This is a genomic window from Gordonia sp. UCD-TK1, from assembly GCF_001691435.1.
GTDB lineage: Bacteria > Actinomycetota > Actinomycetes > Mycobacteriales > Mycobacteriaceae > Gordonia > Gordonia hongkongensis.
Window position 1 is genome coordinate 110,807 of the sequence record NZ_LZMP01000057.1, and the last position, 18,285, is coordinate 129,091.

The following is an 18,285-nucleotide window of genomic DNA, read 5'->3' on the forward strand; positions in this document are numbered from 1 at the left end:
ACATGGAGATGGACCATGGACGGGACTAAGGTGTTCTTGTGACACGCCGAACCAAAATCGTCTGCACCCTGGGCCCCGCCACCGCGAGCGACGAGCGACTGAAAGAGCTCGTCGAAAGCGGCATGGACGTGGCCCGGATGAACTTCAGCCACGGCACGCATGAGGACCATGCGGCCGTCTATGCGCGCGTCCGCAAGGCCTCGGACACCACGGAGAAAGCCGTCGGCGTCCTCGCCGACCTACAGGGCCCCAAGATCCGGCTCGGCCGTTTCGACGGTTGTGACGGCTCGACCGTCTGGGAGACCGGCGAGCAGGTGCGCATCACCGTCGACGACGTCGTGGGCGACCACGACCGCGTCTCGACCACCTACAAGCAGCTCGCCGAGGACGCCAGCCCCGGCGACCGCCTGCTCGTCGACGACGGCAAGGTCGGCCTCGCCGTGTCCGCGGTCGAGGGCAACGACGTCCTCTGCACCGTGACCGAGGGCGGCCCGGTCAGCAACAACAAAGGGCTGTCGCTGCCCGGGATGAGTGTCTCGGTGCCGGCGATGTCGGAGAAAGACATCGCCGACCTGGAATTCGCCCTCGAACTGGGCGTGGACATGGTGGCGCTCTCCTTCGTGCGCAGCCCCTCCGACATCGAACTGGTCCACGAGGTGATGGACCGCGTCGGCCGCCGGGTGCCGGTCATCGCGAAGCTCGAGAAGCCCGAGGCGATCGAGAACCTCGAGGCCATCGTGCTGGCCTTCGACGCGATCATGGTCGCCCGTGGCGACCTGGGCGTCGAACTGCCGCTCGAGGAAGTGCCGCTGGTGCAGAAGCGGGCCATCCAGATGGCCCGTGAGAACGCGAAGCCGGTGATCGTGGCGACGCAGATGCTCGACTCGATGATCGAGAACTCGCGCCCGACCCGGGCCGAGGCCTCCGACGTGGCCAACGCGGTCCTCGACGGTGCCGACGCGGTCATGCTGTCCGGCGAGACGTCGGTGGGCAAGTACCCGCTCGAGACGGTGCGAACCATGGACCGGATCTGCCGGGCGGTCGAGACCGGCCCCCGCGACGTGCCGCCGCTGTCCCACGTGCCCCGTACCAAGCGCGGTGTCATCTCCTACGCGGCGCGCGACATCGGCGAGCGCCTCGAGGTGAAGGCGCTGGTCGCGTTCACCCAGTCCGGGGACACCGTGCGTCGACTGGCCCGTCTGCACTCGCGCCTCCCGTTGCTGGCGTTCACGCCGACCCAGGCTGTCCGCAGCCAGCTCGCGCTGAGCTGGGGAACCGAGACGTTCATCGTCGACCACGTCGACACGACCGACCACATGATCGACCAGGTCGACCATCAGCTGCTGCGTATCGGGCGGCTCAGCGAGGGTGACGTCGTGGTGATCGTGGCCGGGGCCCCGCCCGGGACGGTGGGTTCGACCAACCTGATCCACGTGCACCGGATCGGCGAGCAGGACCACTGACCGCGTCCGCTCCTGCTCGGGCCGGTGCGCGACGCAGCCGCGTCCGGGTTCTAGGGTGTGAGGCATGACCGTGGACCAGGCCGGGGATCTCGGCAAGCTACTCGCGTTGCTCGACGTCGAACGTCAGGGTGACGACCTGTTCATCGGGCACCATCCCGAGCAGGTCACCGCCCGGACGTTCGGCGGTCAGCTGCTCGGCCAGGGGGTCGTCGCGGCGGCCCGGAGCCTGAGTCGGGGCAACCCGCCGATCCACGCGCTGCACGCGCACTTCATCCGTGGTGGCGATGTCACCAAACCGTTGGAGTACCACGTCGACCGGTTCCGCGACGGCAGGTCGTTCGCCAATCGTCAGGTGACGGCCAAGCAGGACGGCGAAGAGATCTTCACGATGCTGGTAGCGTTCCAGGACAACACTTCTGGGCTCGAGCACGCGGTGGAGATCCCCCAGGTGCCCTATCCGGAGGAACTGCCCACTCTCGGTGAGCATTTCAAGGGTTACGAGGACCGTATCGCGGCCTTCGTGAATGCGTTGCACCCCATCGACATCCGTTTCGCGAACGATCCGAGCTGGAAGGCGAAGGAGGCGGGGGAGAAGCTGACCGACAACCGGGTGTGGATGAAGGCCGACGGCACGATGCCCGACGACCCCGTGATGCACGTCGCCGCAATGTGTTACGCCTCCGACACCACGGTGCTGGACTCGATCATCACCACCCACGGCCTCTCCTGGGGCATGGACCGGTTGTTCGCCGCGACTGTCAATCACTCGATGTGGTTCCACCGCGAGTTCCGGTTCGACGACTGGCTGCTGTACGCCACCCGGTCGCCGGTCGCCACCGGGTCACGCGGGATGGGATCGGGCCGGTTCTGGATGCGCGACGGCACTCTCGCGACGTCGGTCGTGCAAGAAGCGCTCATCAAGTACTTCCCGCCCAAGAAGTGACCGCACGGGTCTGCAGGGGGAGCTCATGGATCGCGGCACGGGCGGGTCGATGACCCCGGGGTACGGCCCCGCACACGAGATGTGGTTGGACCCCGGCCCACCGCTGCCGCGCCGGACATGGCAGCGGCGTACGCGTGTCCCGGTCATCGTCGCGACCGCGGTCGCGGTGATCGTCTTCGCGGTCGTCGTGGGTGTCGCGGTCGTCGCCGGCCTGCTGACCACGCCCACGTTCACCGCCAAGGGCGGGGTCGTTGCGGATTGTCTGACCGAGAACGCCGCGCTCCCAGACGGCGGCACGTTGGCCCGCGGCGCACCGGTCGTCCTCTTCGACGCGGCCGGCGGGGAGGTCGCCCGCACCACGCTGTCGGTGTTCCTCCGCGGCGACGACGGGTGCCAACTCACCTTCGAGGTGAACGGCGTGGACTACACCGACGCGGGCTATCTCGTCAGCGTCGGCGATGCCGACCGTCGCTTCTCGGAGTCGGTCTCGACCGCGGCGCTCCAGCAGGGCGCGGTGCTGCGCCCGCTGGGCTGACGTCACCAGAACCGCTCGGCAAAACCGACATTCCGCGCTCCCGGCGGCCGGTCGGCGCTCCGTCGACGCGGTTGCCCGGACACCGGGTGAACGCCGGGTTAAACTGCGCCGGATCATCGTTGAGGCCCGGACCCGTTGTGGCGACGGGGTCCTCGCTGCGATCGACCGGGGTTTGTCGACCGTGATGCCCGCCGCCGGGCCATCCGACGCGAGGAGTGTGCGTGGAGTACAGCATCGACTGGGGCAACGAGGTGTGGGCCAGTCTGAAGTGGTTGGCGATCGCGTTTGCGATCTCGGCCGTGGCCATCCTGGTGATCGGATATCTGCTGTCGCGGTTCAGCCGGTGGGGCGGCCCGCTGTGGCGGGTGATCGGCGGGTTCTTCACCGACCCGAGAACCCGGGTCTGGGCGTGGGCGCTGGTCGTCGTCCTCACCCTGCTGTCGTTGCTCGGTGTGCGGCTGAGCGTCCTGTTCAGCTACTGGAGCAACGACCTGTACACGTCCCTGCAAACCGCGGCCGAGGGCATCGCGACGGGCGGGCCCCAGGGAGCGGAGATGCTCCAGATCGGCAAAGACGCGTTCTGGCATTCGATCACGATCTTCGGCATCCTCGCCGCCACTCACGTCGTCCGCACCATGGTGGAGATCTATGTCGGTGCGGCTTTCGAGATCCGGCTCCGCTACTGGCTGACCGAAGGGGCGACGGCCGACTGGATGTCCGGCCGTGCCTTCTACCGCAACCGATTCGTCGACCTCAGCGCTGGACTGTTGCGGCGCAGACGATTCGGGCGCGGTAAGTCGGATCCGCAGCGACGGGCCGTCGACATCCACCCCGGCGTCGACAACCCGGACCAGCGTATCGAGGCCGACATCACCAACATCGCCACCGTCGGCTCGTCGTTGTTCTGGGGCGGCGGTGGGGTCTCGACGAACGGTGTGCTCCCGGCGTGTGCGTCGATCGTGTCGTTCTCGGTCGTGCTCTGGGACCTGTCCGGGCCGGTCACGCTGTTCGGCGTCGAGATCCCGCGCATGATGATGTGGCTGGTCCTGGTCTACGTTCTCGTCGCCAGCGTGGTCGCGTTCGCCATCGGACGCCCGCTGATTCGACTGAACTTCTGGCGCGAACGCCTCACCGCGAACTTCCGCTACGCACTCGTCCGCGTCCGTGACAGCGCGGAGAACGTCGCCTTCTACAGCGGCGAGCGCGTCGAACACAACAACCTCATGACCAGATTCCGTGCGGTCGTCAAGAACTTCTGGCAGATCATCCATGTGCAGCTGGCGTTCGTCGGCTGGAACTTCAGCGCGTCGCAGCTCGCGGTGGTGTTCCCACTTCTCGTGCAGGCACCGCGGTTCTTCGACGGTCAGATCAAGCTCGGTGACATGACGCAGACCGCCAGCGCCTTCGGCGAGATGCACGACGCACTCTCGTTCTTCCGGAACGCCTACGACGATTTCACCGCTCTGCGCGCGTCGATCATCCGTCTCGACGGTCTCGCCGACGCCGATGCACGGTCGCGCACCATGGCCCAGGTCACGACCGTGGATCGCGAACGCGCAGTCGCTCTGTCGGACGTCGACGTGAAGACCCCGAGCGGCGACGAACTCATCAGCGCGCTCAACCTGTCCCTGGCACCCGGGGCCGCTCTCGTCGTCAAAGGGCGGTCGGGCTCGGGCAAGACGACACTGCTCCGCGGCCTCGCCGGACTGTGGCCCTTCATCGACGGCGAGTTCACCCGGCCGCCGGGGGAGCACACGCTGTTCCTGTCGCAGATGCCCTACATCCCGCTGGGGGATCTGCGCACGGCGGTCGCCTACCCGGCACTGCCCGACGACGTCGGTGACGAGGCCATCAAGGCGGCGCTCGAGAAGGTCTTCCTCCCGCATCTGGCAGACCGGCTCCACGACGAGGAGGACTGGGTCAAGGTGCTCTCCCCGGGCGAGCAGCAGCGCATCGCCTTCGCGCGCATCCTGTTGACCCGGCCGCAGGCCGTGTTCATGGACGAGGCGACCTCGGCTGTGGACGAGGGGCTGGAGTACTCGCTGTACTCGCTCGTCCGCACGGAGCTGCCGGAGACGATCCTGGTGTCGGTGAGTCACCGCAGCACCACCGACCAGCATCACACCGACCTGCTTGAACTGACCGGTGGCGGCGCCTGGAATCTTGAGTCGCTGACCGAGCGTCCTTCGCTCGACAAACGGTCCTGATCTGGGGTTTTTGTCAACAGTTCACCATTCACCGGAACCGGCCGTGACGCGCGCCCAAACTGGCTAATGTGACGTGCAACACATCACTTCGGCCAGTCGAGGACTGTCATGACCGCTGCAGAGACCATCACCTTCCCCCATCAGACCGGTGTCGCGGTGGCGACGCTGCCCGCCGCGTTCCAGCAGACGGTCACCGTACGGCCCGACGCCGTCGCCATCCGTACGGTCGGTGGGCTGCAGGAGATCACGTGGACGGAGTACGCCGCGCGCGTCGAAGCCATCGCCGGCGGGCTCGCGGCCCTGGGGGTCAAGCGCGGCGACACCGTCGGGATCATGCTGACGAACCGCCCCGAGTTCCACCTCGTCGACGCCGCGGCGCTGCACCTCGGCGCGGTTCCCTTCTCGATCTACAACACCAGTTCGCCCCAACAGATCGAGTACCTCTTCGGCAACGCGGAGAACTCCGTCGTCGTCACCGAGCAGGTGTTCCTGCCCGCGATCACCGCCGCGGCGACCGGGGTGTCCACCACGATCGTCGTCGACGGCGTCGCGACGGGCGCGTTGTCGCTGGCCGATCTCGAACAGTCTCCGCCGCCGGCCGGATTCGACTTCACCGCGACGTGGCAGGCGGTGGAACCCGAGGACCTCGCGACCCTGATCTACACCTCGGGCACCACCGGCCCGCCGAAGGGCGTCGAGATCACCCATCGCAACATCGTCGCCGAGATGACGGCGCTCGCCGAGATCGTTCAGGCGGGCTTCGACGACCGGGCCATCTCGTATCTACCCGCAGCGCACATCGCCGACCGGGTCTCCTCCCACGCCGCGAACATGATGCGCGGCATCCAGATCACCACGGTGCCCGATCCCCGGGAGATCGCCGCGGCCCTTCCCGACGTGCACCCGACGTTCTTCTTCGGGGTGCCGCGGGTGTGGCAGAAGATCCGAGCGGGGATCGAGGCGAAGCTCGCCGAGGAGTCCAGCCCGGTCAAGAAGGCGCTCGCCGACTGGGCGTTCCGCGCCGGAGCCTCGGCGGCGCAGGCCCAGATCGACGGCAAGGGCTCCGGTGGTCTCACACACGGTCTCGCCGACCGCCTGGTGCTGCACAAGGTCCGTACCGCGCTGGGCCTCGACCAGGTCTCCTTCGCCGGATCGGGTGCGGCCGCGATCCCACCGGAGGTGCTGAAATTCTTCCTGGGACTCGGTATCCCGGTTCTCGAGGTCTGGGGGATGTCGGAGACCACCGGCGTCTCGACGATGACGACCAGCGACAACCTCGGGATCGGAACCGTCGGCAAACCGGTCCGCGGCATGGAGGTGAGACTGGCCGACGACGGAGAGCTCCTCGTCCGCGGACCGGTCGTGATGCGCGGCTACCGCAAACAGCCCGACAAGACGGCCGAGACGATCGATGCCGACGGCTGGCTGTCGACCGGTGATATCGCGACGATCGACGGTGACGGCAACGTGACCATCGTCGACCGCAAGAAGGAACTGATGATCAACGAGTCCGGGAAGAACATGTCGCCCACCAACATCGAGAACGCGATGAAGGCGGCGTCGTCGCTGATCGGTCAGGTCGCGGCGATCGGCGACGGCCGGCCCTATGTGTCCGCGCTCGTGGTTCTCGACCCGGATGCGGCGGCCGCGCGGGCCAAGCGACTCGACCTGTCCGGTGCCGACCTGACCGAGTTGTCCTCGCACCCCGACGTGGTGGACGAGGTGGCGGTGGCCATCCGTGCCGGAAATCGGTCACTGTCCCGCGTGGAGCAGGTCAAACGATTTACCATCGTGCCGACCGCCTGGGATCCCGGCGGCGACGAGCTCACCCCCACGATGAAGTTGCGCCGCAAGCCGATTGCGACCAAGTACGCCAGTGAGATCGGCGAACTGTACGAGGCGCAACCGGGACGTTCGGTGGTGGATCTGAGGTCGTGACCGGGGCCCGTTGCCAGACGGTCACATCGACGGCACGAGACAGGGAGAAGGAATTGGACGACCAAGCAGGTGTCGACCAGACGGCTGACCGCGAACTCGGACCCATCGACTACATCGTGGTCGAGTGGACGGGCAAGCAGCCGACCGGTGAGGCACTTCCACATCTCATCGATCTGATCGACCGCGGGATCGTGCGACTGATCGACATCGTCTTCATCACCAAGGACGCCGACGGTACGGTCGCCCGGCTCGAGATCAACTCGCTCGGCGCTGATTTCGCGATCTTCGACGGCGCGGCGACCTCCCTGCTCGACGACTCCGACCTCGCGGAGGCGGCCACGGTGATCGATCCGGGGTCGAGCGCGGCCGTCCTCGTCTGGGAGAACGCATGGGCTGCTCCGTTCGCCACCGCCGTCCGAAAGGGCGGCGGACAGCTCGTCGCTTCGGGCCGGATACCGGTGAACGCACTGCTCGCCCAACTCGATGCGGCCGACGAGGCGGCGCCGGCCGCTCCGACCGCGTAGCGCACTGCGACCACCGACCTGAAACCTCGAAAGGACAGACCATGCCAGGACTTCTCCGCGGCGTCGCCCGCACCGCCGTCATCTCCGGCACCGCGACGGCGGTGAGCAACCGGGTGTCCCGACGCCAGGCGAGCCGATGGGCTCAGCAGGGTGCCGCTGCCCAGGACCCACGGGCACAACAACAGTACGCACAACCCCAGTACGCCCCGCCGCCTCAGCAGCAGGCGCCCGCATCGACCCCGACGGACACCATCTCGGCGCTGAAGGAGCTCGGAGCCCTGTACCAGCAGGGCATCCTCACCGAGGCCGAGTTCGCCGCACAGAAGGCGAAGATCCTCGGGACCTGACCCCTCCGCTCCCTGATCCGAAAGAAGCACAGACCCAACTGGTCGCTGAGGTGCGAGGAGCGTTAGCGACGAGCCACGAAGGGCCGGGTGAGACACGTATGGAGTCCTTCGAGGCTCGCTTCGCTCGCACCTCAGTAGCTGCACCTGGCGGCCGTCGTGGACTGGAACGAACTCGTTGTGCTCGGAGCGGGCCCAATTACTGCTCCCTGAGGAGGCCGGAGCTTGCGGAGGCCGTCACGAAGGGTCTTGGTGAGATGCGTCGTCAAACCCTTCGTGGCAGTGAGAATGGGTGTGGTGATCGTCGGGGGTGAGGTCTGACCTGCTTCGTGGCTGACCTTGTGTCATGGACGAGATCTGTCGACCTCATTCCGCCGGTGATCACCGCCGCAAACGACCTTGGAGAGGCCTGGGCGGGTGTGACCCAATAAGGGCCGTGTTCGGGCGTGAGCCCGTGACTCCTCACTGTCGTGTCCACCCGCCCCGGCGAGGTCATCCAACACCGCAGTGAAGGAGACATCGCCAGAATGACCGAGACCGCAGTGGATATGCAAGTGGTCGTACTCGGAGTCGACACCCACCAACAAACCCATCACGCAGCGATCATCGACACCCTCGGCCAGCCGTTGGCCGATCAGGAATTCTCGGCCACCGCCGCCGGCTACCGGCAGCTGCTGGAGTGGGCCCGCACCCACGGCCGCCTCGAGCAGGCCGGGGTCGAATCCAGTGCCTCCTACGGTGCCGGACTAGCCCGGGAATTGACCGCGAACGGTGTCGAGGTGATCGAGATCAACGCCCCGGATGTGCGGGCGCGGCGAGCCCACGGCAAGTCCGATCAACTCGATGCCTACGCCGCGGCGATGGCGGTGCTCACCGGTCGGGCCAGCGGCCACGCCAAAGACACCTCAGGTGTCACCGAATCGATCCGAATGCTGTATGTGGCAAGGAGAATGGCGGTCGATCACCGCACCCAACTCGGTGACCAGCTACGTGATCTGTGCACCACCGCACCCGATGAATTCGCTGACCAACTCAAAACCCGCACCACCACCCCGCAGCGACTCGCACTGGTCGAATCGTGGACGGCCCCGGCGTCGTTGACCGACCCGCGTGCAGCGTTCGTGTTCGCGGCGAAGTCTATTGCCGGGCGGTATCGGCAGACCCACCGGGAGGTCACCACGCTGACCCGCGAGTTGAAGACGTTGTTGAAGGCGTTGGTGCCGACGGTGCTGGCGCTCCCTCAGGTCGGTCCGATCACTGCCGCGCGGTTGCTGATCACGATCGGGCAGAACGCCCAGCGGATGCGTACCGAAGCGACGTTCGCCAAACTCGTCGGCGTCGCGCCGTTGCCGGCCTCCTCAGGTAAGACCGTGCGTCACCGCCTCAACCGTGGCGGTGACCGTGGCGCCAACAGCGCGTTGCACATGATCGTCGTCGGACGGATCAAATCCCACGCCCCCACCCGCGCCTATCTCGCCCGCCGCGAGAACGAGAAAACGAAGAAAGAAATCATCCGATGCCTCAAACGCTACGTCGCCCGCGAACTCTACAAAGCCTTCACCACCGACCTCGGAGCGCTTGACAATCTATAGGACCATCTCGTCGCTTGCGCTCCTCGCACCTCAGGGAGCAATGGTTGTGTCGTCCTTTCGGATCAGCGAGCAGAAGGAGGCTCGCTTCGCTCGCACCTCAGGGAGTGAAACGCACTCACGACTCGTGCGGGAGTGCCTCCGCGTCGTCGATCTGCGCGAGGGCGTCCGTGCGCGACATGTCCTTCAGTGCGACACCGGATCGTCCGAGTTTCCGGGCGCCGTCGATGAGCGCGGCAGTCGTCCGTGCGGCGACGTCGTAGTGCAGACCGTCGGGCGGGTGGATGTTCGAGATGCAGTTCCGGTCGGAGTCGGCGCGTCCCGGCCGGGGGAGGTGGGTGAGATAGACGCCCAGGCTGTCGGCGACCGAGAGGCCGGGACGCTCGCCGATGATCACGATGAGCGTGCTGACGCCGAGCGCCTCGCCGATGTGATCACCGAGGGCGACGCGGGCCTCGGTCGCGATGACCGGCGGCGCGATCGAGTACCGGCCGTCGAATTGACGTAACAGTGCCGCGACCAGGCCGCCGCCGTGATCGGTGAGGGCCCGCGGTGACAGTCCGTCGGCCAGCACGATCCCGATCTCGGCGTCGGCGTGCGGGAGCTGCGAGAGATCTTCGGGTAGCCGGCCGAGGTCGGGTCGGCGCAGGTACTCGCTGCGCGTTGCCGCGCGACTCCGGACCACGATCGGGGGATCGAGGTCGAGTTCGCCGATCGCGCGCGTGAGATCCTCGACGTCGAGCGGCTCGTGGACGGCGTCGCGGGCGACTGCGTGAGCGGACTGGAACTCGAGAACTCGTTGCGACGGAAGCGAATTGCCCGCGCGTCCGAGTCCGATCCGGGCCTGTGTGCTCCGGCGCAGCTCGGTCCAGGGGTCCGGGGTCGGCTGATCGTCCGCGGGTGCGGGCTGGGTCGGCGTCATCGCCCGGACGCCAGTGGCAGGAGTGGGGATTCGCCCGGATCGACCGGCAGGATGCGACCGGCGCCGTCGGTCATGCCGAGACGCGCCAGCCAGGATTCGAACTCCGGCGCGGGCCGCAGTCCGAGTGCCTCACGGACATAGAGGGCGTCGTGAAACGACAGGCTCTGATAACCGAGCATCACGTCGTCCGCCCCGGGCACGGCGATGACGAACGCGGCGCCGGCGACGCCGAGCAGGGTGAGCAGCGTGTCCATGTCGTCCTGGTCGGCCTCGGCGTGATTGGTGTAGCAGACGTCGACACCCATCGGGAGCCCGAGCAGCTTGCCGCAGAAGTGATCTTCGAGTCCCGCGCGGATGATCTGTTTGCCGTCGTAGAGATACTCGGGTCCGATGAAGCCGACGACGGTGTTGATCAACAACGGTTTCAGCATCCGCGCCACCGCGTAGGCCCGCGTCTCCAGGGTCTGCTGGTCGACCGGCTTGCCGCCGGTGCCGAGATGCGCACCGGCCGAGAGCGCCGACCCCTGACCTGTCTCCAGGTACATCACGTTGTCGCCGACGGTTCCGCGGCGCAGCGACCGGCCCGCCTCGTCGGCCTCGCGCAAGATGTCCAAGGTGACGCCGAACCCCTTGTTGGCGCCCTCGGTGCCCGCGATGGACTGGAACACGAGATCGACCGGCACCCCCTGCTCGATGAGGTCAACCGTGGTCGTCACGTGCGACAGCACGCACGACTGCATCGGGATCTCGAAACGCTGCCGGATGTCATCGAGCATGTGGAGCAGGTCGGCGGTCGCCCGCGGCGAGTCCGACGCCGGGTTGATCCCGATGACCGCGTCGCCGCAGCCCATGAGCAGGCCGTCGAGGGTCGCCGCGGCGATGCCGCGTGGGTCGTCGGTGGGGTGGTTGGGCTGTAGGCGCGTCGCGATCCGGCCGGGCAGTCCGATGGTCGTGCGAAAGGCGGACGTCACCCTGGTCGCCGCCGCCACCAGGATCAGGTCCTGGTTCCTCATGATCTTCGACGCGGCGGCCACCATCTCGGGGGTCAGTCCGGGGCCGACGCGGGCGAGCCGTTCACCGGCATCTGATCGGGTGGCGATCTCCAGCAGCCAGTCCCGGAACCCGCCGACGGTCAGGTCGGCGATCTCGGCGAACGCGGTCCGGTCATGGGTGTCGACGATCAGTCGGGTCACCTCGTCGGACTCGTAAGGCACCAGCGGCTCGTCGAGAAATCGGCTCAGTGGCACATCGGCGAGTTGCCATGCGGCCGCGGCACGTTCGGCGTCGGAGTCGGCGGCGCAACCGGCCAGTTCATCGCCGGATCGGCGTGGGGTGGCCTTCGCCATGAGTTCGACGAGGCCGTCGAACCCATAGGTGGTGCCGGCGATCGTCTGTGTGTACTTCATCAGATCGACCGGCCGGGGAGGAGCTGAGTGCGCGTCATGATCCCCCGAAGTCTAGGTTCGGACCCGACCGGGCGCATGCCGAACGCGGGCGTCTCCTCGCACCGTCGGGGCCGAGATCGGTGCGTTCCTCACCGCCGCGAACTCACGGCGGTGAGGTCGCGGGTCACTGTGCCGCGTCGGCAGAGGACTCGAGCGTGAAACCGATCTTCAGCGTGACCTGGAAGTGCGCGATCTGACCTTCCTCGATGTGGCCGCGGGTCTCGGTGACCTCGAACCAATCGAGATGCTTGACGGTCTGCGAGGCACGAGCGATCGCGTTACGAATGGCGTCGTCGGTGCCGGTCGATGACGATCCGACCACTTCGATGACTCGATACACATTGTCCGACAAGGTAATCGCTCCAATCGTGAGAACATCTGGGCATAGTCCGCGGTGGGTCCGCCGCCCGGGCGGGCCGCCACTCCTGTCTACCCTACGATCGAGGGGTGAAACGCGGTTCGGAAATGCGGGACGTCCCCGAGCGATGCCCGTGCACGTCCGGCTTGTCGCTCGGCGACTGCTGCGGTCCCGTTCTCGCCGGTGAGCGGGCCGCGCCGACCGCAGAGACGTTGATGCGTTCGCGTTTCACCGCTTTCGCGCTCGGCGATCGGAATCATCTGCTCGCGAGCTGGCATCCCGACACCCGCCCCGCCGCACTCGATCTGGACGAGTCGATCCGTTGGTACCGCCTCGACATCGAGTCGAGTAGTGGCGGTTCACTGTTCGAGGTCGAGGGAGAGGTCACGTTCACGGCCCACTATCGGCGAGGTGCGGAGCGTGGATCGCTGCACGAGCGCAGTCGCTTCCTCCGAGCGAACGGCCGCTGGCTGTACGTCGACGGGATCGTGGGGTGAGCCGAGATCAGGCGTCGGCGTAGTCCCAGAACTGGAGCCACGTCACGTTGGCGAACACCGTCAGACACAGGAGGTAGAGGAGCAGGACCGTAGCCGCTCCCGCGATGTTGCTCCGCCAGTTGCTTCCGTCGACCGGATCGAGCCACCGCCGGAACGGGCGTGAGGCCCATGGCATCAGCCACCACTGCATGAGCGAGACGCTGACCACCTGGCTCAGCCACAGTGCCAGCCACGGCTCCGCACCGAGGCGATCGAGTGTCGGGCCGAGGAACCTGGAGAGGGTCATCACGGTCGGGTACAGGACCAGCAGCACCATCATCGCCGACTTCCAATTCGGTGTCTGCAGAATCCGGCCGCGATCGGTGCGCACCGTGGTGCCGAAGGCCGTCGTGCTGGCCATCGTCTCGAAATCATGGGTCAGGCTCGAACGCAGCCCGGCGAGCGCTTCGCTGCGTCGGCTCGACGAGACCCAGGCCGCCAGCTGGCGGCCCGTGCGAAACCGCAACACCGACAGCGATGTCTCCTGTTGCGCATCGACGAACAGCGCGGTGCCCTCGTAACCGCCGAACTCGCTCGCTGCGTCGGTCAGCACGTATTGTGCCGCAACGAATTCGGGCACCGCTCCGGCGACGATGTCGTGCCGGAACGCTCCGACACCGGGCGGCGGCGACCGCCCGTCGACGAGTTCGAGCACGGGCGTCGCCGGTAGCCAACCGTGCGCTCGTCCGGCATCGAGCGCCGCGCGGTGACCCGAGCTGTCGAGCCAACGATCCAGGGCGTCCTCGTCGACGAAGGTGGTGGCGACCGCCGGATCGAAATGCCCGTCGGTCACCGCCGAGATCGCGACACCCAGACAGCCGTCGGAGTCGGTGGCCGACGCGGCGAGCGTCGCGGCCCACTCCGCGAAATCGCCGGTTTCGCCGGCGTGGAAGACCGACACCGCGATGATCGCGGTGCCTGTGGCGTCGTGGGTGGTGACGATCGTCGTGTCCTCGGGTCGCCGATTCATGGGCTGCCGGTCAGACGGTGACCCGACGCCCCTGGACGTAGACCTCGGCGATGGACGACTCGCGCAGGCCCATCAGCAGGCCGAACAGGGTCTGGTCGCGGGCGAGATCGGCATCGTCGGACCGGACGGCGTTCTCCAGCGTCGACTTCAGGGCGTCCACGGGTTCGATGACCAGGAAGTCGGCTTCCTTGCCCTCATCGAAGTTGCCGAAACGGTTCTCCATGTCGAGCGCCCGGGCCCCGCCGACGGTCCCGATGAACAGCATTTCGGCAGGGTGCATCGACACCCCGGCGTCTCCGGGCTCGGTGATGTGCTGTTTGAAGGCATCTCCGAGTACGCGCGGGACGAGCCATTCGTCGCCGCCGCCGAAATCGGTTCCGGCGGAGATGTTCACACCCGCCGCCACGGTGCGCTTCCACGGCATCGTGCCGGATCCGAGGAACAACTGAGACACCGGACAATGCGAGATCGAGGTACCGGTCTCGGCCATGCGCGTGAGTTCGGCGTCCTGGCAGTGCACGCAGTGCGCGAGTATGGTCCGCGGACCGAGCAGGCTCTTGCCGCCGACCTGCGATCCGGGCAGGAACTTCCCGTCATAGGTGTCGAGGTAGGAGTCGACCTGGTAGACCTCCTTGGTGGTGTCCACCTCTCCGGTGCCGGGACGGTTGTTCTCGTTGAGGTGGCTGTGGACGTAGACGCCCTGCTCGCGGTATTCGTCGTACAGGTCGCCGAGGTTCTTCAGCGTCTCGGTGGTCACCGACAGCGAGAACCGCGGCACGATCGCGACGTGCAGCAACGCGGTCCGGTAGTCGCCGGTGTCGGCGGCATGCCACTTGTCGATCTCGGCCCGGGTGAGGCGGATCGCCTCCTCCTCCGAGGTCAGCAGCGGCTTGGCGGTGTCACCGCCGACGGTCTGGATGCCGCGGCCGGCCACGATACGCAGCCCGGCCTTCTGGGTCTCGGTGAACAGGGAATCCTGGGCGTGGGGGAAGGCGGAACCGAACACCATCATCGCCGTCGTACCCGCGGCGACCCGTCGCCTGGTGAACTCGACCGCGGCGGCCTGGGCGAATTCGTGGTCGGCGAACTTGGATTCGGACGGGAAGATGCACAGATTGAGCCATTCGAGCAGTTGCCCGCCGCCGTAGGAGTCGCCGGCGTAGGTCTGCGGGAAGTGGATGTGGGTGTCGACGAAGCCCGGGATGAGATACCCGCTCGGGTGCTCGTGCGCCTCCGCGCTCGCGAATTCGGAAGGGAGCTCGGATCTCTCGCCGGCGAACTTGATCGTGCCGTCGTCGCCGACCACCAGAGCTCCGTCGGGTATCGATACCAGCGCGTCCACCGCCTCGGTGATCGCGGGACTACCGGCGAGATGGAAGATGTGCCCGTAGTGGACGGTGTCGGTCATCGGTGCTCCTCGGGCATCGGGGTCACAAACTCGGATCGTCATCGGAGGTCCACCCGGGTGCCTGTGATCGTCCTCGGATCTCGGACGCGGTCGGCGACCAGTATCACCCGCCTCCCGTTGCACGCGCGCGCCAACCGTCGAAGTCGCCGTCTGATCGTTTCCATGTGGCGCGCGAACCGGTCGGTGCGGGCTCTCAGCTACCGGTGCGGGCCGCGATCCATTCGACGAACGGGACCGTCGCCCGCCAGTCCCGCCGCACCCGATCGACGAGTTCCGCGGAATGGATGATCTCGTCGAATCCGTAGTCCCGACCCACCGACAGCGATCGGTGGCGGAGCAGTTCGATTCGCGGGTGGGCGACGTCGTACCCGCGAGGTGCGGTCTTCAGCCGGTCCCCGGCGATCTCCCAGCCGTCCCCCGTGAGCCGCCGGAGCAGGCTCTCGAGCTCGGGTCCGCTGCGGTCGTGGTCGATGGACTTCCGAATCTCGGCGAGCCGGGCCGGGGTGGCCTCGTAGAAGCCCGCGCCGACGCGAACACCCGGTGCGCCGATCTGCACGTAGTACCCGGTGGCCGGGGCCACGGCGACGAACGCGCCCTGATGGGTCTTGTACGGCGCTTTGTCCTTCGAGAACCGGACATCGCGGTGCGGTCGGAAGATCTTGGCCGGGCCGAACTCGTCGGCCAGCGCGTCGGTCAGGGCGCGGATGGGTTCGGCCACCGCGGCACGGTAGGTGTCCTTGTGGGCCTCCCAGAACACCTTGGAGTTGTCGATCTCCAGATCGTCGTAGAAGTCGAGGGCGGCCTCCGGGAACCCGGTGAAGTCTGTCATCGTCACCCCGGCAATCCGCGGCCGAATCCGACGACACCGCCGTCGGAGCGCCAGTCCAGCGAATGCACCCGGATGCGGCCCATCTCGTTGCCCCCCACGGTGACGGCGGACTCACCATCGACTGCGACGACGATGTTGGTGTGCTGTCCGAATCCCGACGACCGGTCGTAGAGCACGACGTCGCCCACTCGGGGCGGTTGCTCGCCGACCGCGTCGAACCGACCGGCGGCCTCGTAGTATTCCTGCAGCGTGTACACCCCGGGGATACGCCAGTGACCGGAGTGGGGGTTGACCAGCGGATTGCCGGCCGTCCGCATGATCCAGCTCACGAAGTTCGCGCACCACGGTTCGTCGACGCCCTCGGAGTAGAACGTCCCGGGACGCTGAGCGGTGTGTTCGTGGCGCACCGCCTCGACGACGCGTCGCTGGGCCGGCGTGAGTTCCGCGGCGTCGATCTGCGGGAACTCGGCGGTGTCCCAGGGCAACCACCGTTCGGGTACGGCCCGCCATGCGACGAGACCGACGCCCGCGACGACGATCACGACCAGCGCCGCGGCGATCACCGTCCGCCGACCGCGTCGACGCACCGGGCGCATGCCCGCACCGTCTGCGGGTCGGTCGGCAGTCGTGTCGGCGCTCACCTCGACGAGTGTAGGCATCGTCCGTGGCCGCGCCTCGTTCCTCGTCCCCGCCGACGTTCGCCCGGCGCCTCGCCCGCGCGGGCGACATGCGCGCTTGGCACAATGGGCGCCGGTCGGGGGGCCAAGGCGATTCAAGGAGCGAACGCGGTGGACGAGTCAGATCACGAGCCGATCCTGCGTGCCGGGGACACGTGCCGGGAGATCGCGACCGCCGACCGCGTCGCATGCATCGTCGACGCGGCGGACTACTTCCTGCACGCGAAGTCGGCGTTGCTGCAGGCCCGGCGCCGCATCGTCCTCATCGGTTGGGACGTGGACACCCGGATCCGGCTCGATCCGCGGACCGCCGACGACGAGGTCCCCGACGTGCTCGGTGACTTCCTGAGGTGGCTCATCGACAACCGTCCGGAACTGGAGATCCACGTCCTGCGCTGGAGCACCGGCGCGTTCACCGGAATCCTGCGCGGAGTCGCGCCGCCCTTCGTCCAGGATCTGCTCACCGGCCGTCGTCTGCACTACCGGATCGACGCCGCCCACCCCGTCTCCGCCGCGCATCATCAGAAGATCGCGGTGATCGACGACCAGTTCGCGTTCTGTGGCGGCATCGACATGACGGTGAACCGGTGGGACACTTCGGAACATCTGTCGCACAACGAGTTTCGCCGGGATCCCGATGACCGGCCGCATGGGCCCTGGCATGACGTCACGGTCGCCCTCGACGGCGACGCCGCGCGCGTGGTCGCGTCTGTCGCGCTCGACCGGTGGGAGGCCGCCACCGGCGAGAGCCTCAAACCCCTCGTCGACACCGACGGCCCCGACATCTGGCCGACGGATCTCGACGTCACGTTCACCGACTGCGACGTCGCGGTGGCCCGGACGATTCCGCAGTACGACGGCCGGCCCCAGGTCGAGGAGATCCGGCGCCTGTACCGTGCGGCCTTCGCCGCGGCCCGCCGCACGATCTACATCGAGAGCCAGTACCTGGCGGCGCGCGAGGTCGCGGACGCGCTGGCGGAACGACTCGCCGAGCCCGACGGGCCCGAGATCGTCCTGGTGCTGCCGAGGCATGCGGACAGTCCGGTGGAACGGCTCGCCATGGACGGTGCGCGGCACAAATTGCTGCAACTCCTGTGGCGCGCCGACAAGTACGACAGATTCCGCGCCTTCTACCCCGTGACGGCCGAGGGGGACCCGATCTACGTGCACGCCAAGGTGCTCATCGTCGACGACGTCCTCCTGCGCATCGGATCCTCGAACCTCAACAACCGGTCGCTCGGATTCGACAGCGAGTGTGACGTCGCCATCGAGGCCGATCCGAACGACCCTGCCGACGGCGACCTGAGCGAGACGATCCTGTCCATGCGCACGCGGTTGTTGTCCGAGCATCTGGGCGTCGACCACGAGGTGTTCGACGATGCTTCGGCACAGGAGAACTCACTCGTCGGGGCGGTCGATCGGCTGACCGGCCCGGGCCGGACACTCGAGGCTTTCGATCACGAGACGATCGACGGCGAGGAGTCCCTCATCGCGGAGAACGAACTCGTGGACCCGGAGGACGCGCGGATCGGCACGATCGACCGCATCTACCGCGCGGTGATCCGTCGGGGCACGCGGAACCTGCTGCGGCGCTGAC

The 18,285-nt window shown here is 67.4% G+C and carries 17 protein-coding genes; 10 read left to right on the top strand and 7 right to left on the bottom strand.

The genetic code is table 11. The features are described 5' to 3' along the window. The first annotated feature begins 38 nt into the window (after positions 1-38). The 8 genes from pyk to A9310_RS21825 all read left to right on the top strand — a co-directional run bounded on the left by pyk (position 39) and on the right by A9310_RS21825 (position 9,546). Positions 39-1,463 carry a pyruvate kinase gene (gene pyk, locus A9310_RS21790; RefSeq protein ID WP_065632353.1) on the top strand — a complete coding sequence of 475 codons (1,425 nt, stop codon included), beginning with the start codon at positions 39-41 and terminating at the stop codon, positions 1,461-1,463. 64 nt (positions 1,464-1,527) lie between these two features. After that, positions 1,528-2,406, top strand: coding sequence for an acyl-CoA thioesterase II (locus A9310_RS21795; protein WP_065632354.1), 879 nt, complete (start codon positions 1,528-1,530; stop codon positions 2,404-2,406). Between the two features lie 25 nt (positions 2,407-2,431). Continuing rightward, the gene (locus tag A9310_RS21800) at positions 2,432-2,941 is read left to right on the top strand and encodes a hypothetical protein (protein WP_226513515.1); all 510 of its coding nucleotides are present in this window, start codon (positions 2,432-2,434) and stop codon (positions 2,939-2,941) included. A 221-nt stretch (positions 2,942-3,162) separates the two neighbouring features. Next, entirely contained in the window at positions 3,163-5,148 is a 1,986-nt protein-coding gene (locus tag A9310_RS21805; RefSeq protein WP_065632355.1) for an ABC transporter ATP-binding protein/permease, read from the top strand. 108 nt (positions 5,149-5,256) lie between these two features. Continuing rightward, positions 5,257-7,086: a long-chain fatty acid--CoA ligase gene (locus A9310_RS21810; protein WP_065632356.1), complete on the top strand. Its 1,830-nt coding sequence runs from the start codon at positions 5,257-5,259 to the stop codon at positions 7,084-7,086. 53 nt (positions 7,087-7,139) lie between these two features. Beyond that, positions 7,140-7,610, top strand: a complete 471-nt coding sequence (locus tag A9310_RS21815; RefSeq protein ID WP_065632357.1) for a DUF6325 family protein — start codon at positions 7,140-7,142, stop codon at positions 7,608-7,610. A 41-nt stretch (positions 7,611-7,651) separates the two neighbouring features. Further along, on the top strand, positions 7,652-7,957 hold the full coding sequence (locus A9310_RS21820; RefSeq protein ID WP_065632358.1) for an SHOCT domain-containing protein: 306 nt from the start codon (positions 7,652-7,654) through the stop codon (positions 7,955-7,957). Positions 7,958-8,481: 524 nt separating this feature from the next. Next, positions 8,482-9,546 carry an IS110 family transposase gene (locus A9310_RS21825; RefSeq protein ID WP_065632406.1) on the top strand — a complete coding sequence of 355 codons (1,065 nt, stop codon included), beginning with the start codon at positions 8,482-8,484 and terminating at the stop codon, positions 9,544-9,546. Between the two features lie 115 nt (positions 9,547-9,661). On the opposite strand, the gene eutC is transcribed toward A9310_RS21825, so the two are convergent. From eutC to A9310_RS21840, 3 genes are all read right to left on the bottom strand, one after another. After that, the gene (gene eutC / locus A9310_RS21830) at positions 9,662-10,465 is read right to left on the bottom strand and encodes an ethanolamine ammonia-lyase subunit EutC (protein WP_065632359.1); all 804 of its coding nucleotides are present in this window, start codon (positions 10,463-10,465) and stop codon (positions 9,662-9,664) included. Next, on the bottom strand, positions 10,462-11,871 hold the full coding sequence (locus A9310_RS21835; protein WP_065632360.1) for an ethanolamine ammonia-lyase subunit EutB: 1,410 nt from the start codon (positions 11,869-11,871) through the stop codon (positions 10,462-10,464). Before A9310_RS21835 ends, eutC begins: the two co-directional genes overlap by 4 nt. A 163-nt stretch (positions 11,872-12,034) precedes the next feature. Then, positions 12,035-12,262, bottom strand: coding sequence for a dodecin (locus A9310_RS21840; RefSeq protein WP_065632361.1), 228 nt, complete (start codon positions 12,260-12,262; stop codon positions 12,035-12,037). 113 nt (positions 12,263-12,375) lie between these two features. On the opposite strand from A9310_RS21840, the gene A9310_RS21845 reads away from it, so the two are divergent. Beyond that, positions 12,376-12,765 carry a YchJ family protein gene (locus A9310_RS21845; RefSeq protein ID WP_065632362.1) on the top strand — a complete coding sequence of 130 codons (390 nt, stop codon included), beginning with the start codon at positions 12,376-12,378 and terminating at the stop codon, positions 12,763-12,765. 7 nt (positions 12,766-12,772) lie between these two features. On the opposite strand, the gene A9310_RS21850 is transcribed toward A9310_RS21845, so the two are convergent. The 4 genes from A9310_RS21850 to A9310_RS21865 all read right to left on the bottom strand — a co-directional run bounded on the left by A9310_RS21850 (position 12,773) and on the right by A9310_RS21865 (position 16,607). Further along, entirely contained in the window at positions 12,773-13,705 is a 933-nt protein-coding gene (locus A9310_RS21850) for an antibiotic biosynthesis monooxygenase (RefSeq protein ID WP_065632407.1), read from the bottom strand. Between the two features lie 79 nt (positions 13,706-13,784). After that, complete coding sequence (locus tag A9310_RS21855) at positions 13,785-15,182, bottom strand: amidohydrolase family protein (RefSeq protein WP_065632363.1); 1,398 nt, start codon at positions 15,180-15,182, stop codon at positions 13,785-13,787. Positions 15,183-15,375: 193 nt separating this feature from the next. Beyond that, positions 15,376-16,011, bottom strand: a complete 636-nt coding sequence (locus tag A9310_RS21860) for a DUF2461 domain-containing protein (RefSeq protein ID WP_065632364.1) — start codon at positions 16,009-16,011, stop codon at positions 15,376-15,378. Between the two features lie 2 nt (positions 16,012-16,013). Further along, entirely contained in the window at positions 16,014-16,607 is a 594-nt protein-coding gene (locus tag A9310_RS21865) for a CHAP domain-containing protein (RefSeq protein ID WP_065632408.1), read from the bottom strand. Positions 16,608-16,799: 192 nt separating this feature from the next. Here A9310_RS21865 and A9310_RS21870 point away from each other — a divergent pair, with 192 nt between their 5' ends. After that, entirely contained in the window at positions 16,800-18,284 is a 1,485-nt protein-coding gene (locus A9310_RS21870; RefSeq protein WP_065632365.1) for a phospholipase D-like domain-containing protein, read from the top strand. The last annotated feature ends 1 nt before the right edge of the window (position 18,285 follow it).